Below are 3,332 nucleotides of genomic sequence, written 5' to 3'. Positions count from 1 at the left end.
CAACAGATTGAAACATACCGTTACTTTTTGCCGACGGTACGATCCGTCGCGAGCGCCGCGCAGTCCTCGCAGACGCCCTTGATCTCGGTTTGCTGTCCGTCCACGCGGAAGTGAGCAGTCTGTGCGGCACCGAGCAGGACCTGCTCGAGCGTTGCGTCATGCAGTGCGCGCACGGAATGGCAGCGGGTGCAGACGGCGAGGATCTCGTGGCGGCCGCCGTTCTGTTCAGTCATGCGAAAGGTGCTTGTGGTTGAGACATGACTGACCAGACCTTCCCTGATCAGAAACTGCAATGCGCGATAAACGGTAGGTGGCGCGGCATGCGGACGCTGCCGGTGTAAATCTTCGAGTAGCTCATAGGCTGTTGCAGATCCTCCGCGGGCATTCAGAAGCCCCAGCACTAGCTGTCGCAGAGGCGTGAACCGCGAGGGCTTCGCTGCTGTGTGCCTGCCGACTCTCGATGGTCGCAAATGTCGCATTAGCGGTATGTGTGGAAGTAAAAAAACCAACATGAGATATGTGCAATGTTATAACATAACTACCAAATCACTCGCGCGATCCGTTATGAACAAACTTCCTGTCACGGTCCTTTCGGGATTTCTCGGCGCCGGCAAGACAACCCTGCTCAATCACGTGCTCAATAACCGGGAGGGAAGACGCGTTGCCGTCATCGTCAACGACATGTCCGAGGTGAACATTGATGCGCGCCTGATACGCGAAGGTGGCGCGCAGCTCTCGCGCTCTGAGGAGCGGCTGGTGGAAATGAGCAACGGCTGCATCTGCTGCACCCTGCGGGAAGACCTGCTGGTCGAGATAAGGAGGCTGGCAGCGGAAGGACGGTTCGACTATCTGTTGATTGAGTCGACGGGTATATCGGAACCGCTACCGGTTGCCGAGACGTTCACGTTCCGTGATGAGAGCGGCCTTAGCCTCTCCGACGTGGCGCAGCTGGACACCATGGTCACCGTCGTCGACGCGTACAACTTTGTGCGCGACTACAGCTCACACGACCACCTGCGTGACCGGGGCGAAACGATGGGTGATGAGGACGGGCGCACCGTCGTGGATCTCATTACCGAGCAGATCGAATTTGCCGACGTGATCCTTCTCAACAAGGCGGATCTCGTCCAGCCGGAGAAGCTGACGCAACTGAAGGGCGTACTGCGCGGCCTCAATACTCGCGCCGAAATCGTCATCTCGTCGTTTGGTCAGGTACCGCTTGAAACCGTGATGGGGACCGGCTGCTTTGACTTCGACGCTGCGTCGCAGGCACCCGGATGGCTCAGGGAGATGCGCGGCGAACGAATCCCCGAAAGTGATGAATACGGTATCACGAGCTTTGCATATCGGGCGCGCAGGCCTTTTCATCCAGCGCGGTTCTGGAACTGGATAAAGATGGAGTGGCCGGGTGTAGTACGTTCGAAAGGTTATTTCTGGCTCGCATCGCGCAACGACCTCGTCGGGACCTGGTCTCAGGCCGGAGCGATTTCCCGACACGGTCTGGCCGGCAGATGGTGGGCCGCGGTACGTCAAAGCCGTTGGCCTGAGGATGCTGAAAGCCGCGCGATGATCTCGGAGCGCTGGTCGGCGCCATTTGGCGACCGCCAGCAGGAACTGGTCGTCATCGGCACCGGCATCGACGAAGCTGCGCTGCGCGCAGGGTTCGATGCGTGTCTTTTGACGGATGCCGAGATGGGCGTGGGTCCGCATGCATGGGAAAAATATGACGATCCGTTTCCTGCCTGGCCGACGCAAACCGCGACGGAAAGCGACCGCACGGACAGCGATGCAATCGAGGCATAGGTTCGCTCCGTCGAATGCAGCCTTAACGTGATTGATGCAGCGGTCGAACACCTTTTCCTGCTGCGCGCACTGCGCGGCTGACGTGACGGCAACGATCCGAGTCGGCCGCCGAAAAGTGATTCTGCCAAAAAGTCGGCATCCGCTTACATCTATGAGTAAGGAAATTCATGAACAGGCTTGTTAAGGTGCTGTACCCAGTCGCGCTTGCACTTGCACTCGGCGTCTGCGGCCAAACGATGGCAGCGGCACCGTCGGTACCTGTCCCGGTCGTGGCGGCAGAGAATTTTTACGGTGACGTGGTGAGGCAGCTCGGCGGCGACCACGTGCAGGTTACCAGCATCCTGAGCAATCCAGACCAGGATCCGCATCTGTTTGAAGCCAGTCCGAAGACGGCGCGGGCGCTGCAGAATGCGGCGCTCGTTGTGTACAACGGCGCCGACTACGACCCGTGGATGGAAAAGCTGCTGGCGGCCTCGAAAAGGTCGGACCGCGCGACAATTGTCGCGGCACAACTCACGGGACGAAAGTCCGGTGATAACCCGCATCTCTGGTACGACCCGAAGACGATGCCCGCCGTCGCGAAGGCGGTGAATGCATATCTGGCAGCCACCGATCCGGCGCATAAAGGTGACTACGATGCTCGCCTGGACCGCTTTCTCAGCTCGCTCAAACCGGTCGACGACAAGGTCGCTGCCCTTAAAGCGCACTATGAGCACGTGCCGGTGACAGCGACGGAGCCGGTTTTCGGTTACATGGCCAGTGCAATCGGTCTGGACATGCGCAACGAGCGCTTCCAGCTTGCAACGATGAACGATACAGAGCCGAGTGCGGCGGATATTGCGTCATTTGAGACGGATTTGACCGCTCGCCGTGTATACGTCCTGATCTACAACAGCCAGGCGAGCAGTGCAATGACCCGGCACATGCTGAAGCTCGCGAGCAACTCGCACGTACCAGCCATCAGCGTGACCGAGACTTTACCCCCTGGGAAAGATTTCCAGCACTGGATGGGTTCGCAACTCGACGCATTATCGGCCGCGCTGAAGCGCTAGCCTGTTGAAGGCTACAGGTCCGCTCACCTGATGCCCGGCCGCGCTCTTTCCCGTCCATCGTCGACGACGGTGGCGGCTGGCATGGCGTGCAGAGTCATCACGTTTGCTGCCCGGCAGTCGAGGCCGCGCACTTCTCCGCGCTGGACGTCACGATGCGCGAAGGCGGTCTGATCGTTATACCCCGCAGGACCGAGCAACCTTATTTGACAGGGAATCAATCATGACCAGGCTTGCTTCAAATGATGGCCGTATCCCGACGACAATCCTTACCGGGTTCCTCGGCAGCGGCAAGACCACGCTGCTGAACCGCGTTCTGACGGAGCATCATGGCGGACGCGTCGCTGTGATCGAAAACGAATTCGGTGAAGCGGGTATCGACAATGAACTGCTCGTGCAGGACGGCCACGAGCAGATCGTTGAGATGAACAATGGCTGCATCTGCTGCACGGTGCGGGGCGACCTTGTGCGGATCCTGGG

4 protein-coding genes are annotated in these 3,332 nt (G+C 59.3%); 3 read left to right on the top strand and 1 reads right to left on the bottom strand.

From position 1 onward, the window contains the following. Window positions 1-20: 20 nt before the first annotated feature. Window positions 21-479: a Fur family transcriptional regulator gene (locus B0G75_RS39910; RefSeq protein ID WP_121311113.1), complete on the bottom strand. Its 459-nt coding sequence runs from the start codon at window positions 477-479 to the stop codon at window positions 21-23. A gap of 85 nt (window positions 480-564) precedes the next feature. Here B0G75_RS39910 and zigA point away from each other — a divergent pair, with 85 nt between their 5' ends. The 3 genes from zigA to B0G75_RS39895 form a co-directional block, all read left to right on the top strand. Next, window positions 565-1,803, top strand: coding sequence for a zinc metallochaperone GTPase ZigA (gene zigA / locus B0G75_RS39905; protein WP_106314948.1), 1,239 nt, complete (start codon window positions 565-567; stop codon window positions 1,801-1,803). Window positions 1,804-1,970: 167 nt separating this feature from the next. Continuing rightward, entirely contained in the window at window positions 1,971-2,855 is an 885-nt protein-coding gene (locus B0G75_RS39900; RefSeq protein ID WP_106314947.1) for a metal ABC transporter solute-binding protein, read from the top strand. 220 nt (window positions 2,856-3,075) lie between these two features. Next, window positions 3,076-3,332, top strand: a 257-nt coding sequence (locus B0G75_RS39895) for a GTP-binding protein (RefSeq protein WP_146142612.1), incomplete at its 3' end; no start/stop codon positions are given.

The sequence above is a fragment of the Paraburkholderia sp. BL18I3N2 genome, assembly GCF_003001875.1.
Classification (GTDB): domain Bacteria; phylum Pseudomonadota; class Gammaproteobacteria; order Burkholderiales; family Burkholderiaceae; genus Paraburkholderia; species Paraburkholderia phytofirmans.
The sequence above is the reverse complement of the archived record's forward strand: the minus strand, read 5'-3'. Positions and strand labels throughout refer to the sequence as shown.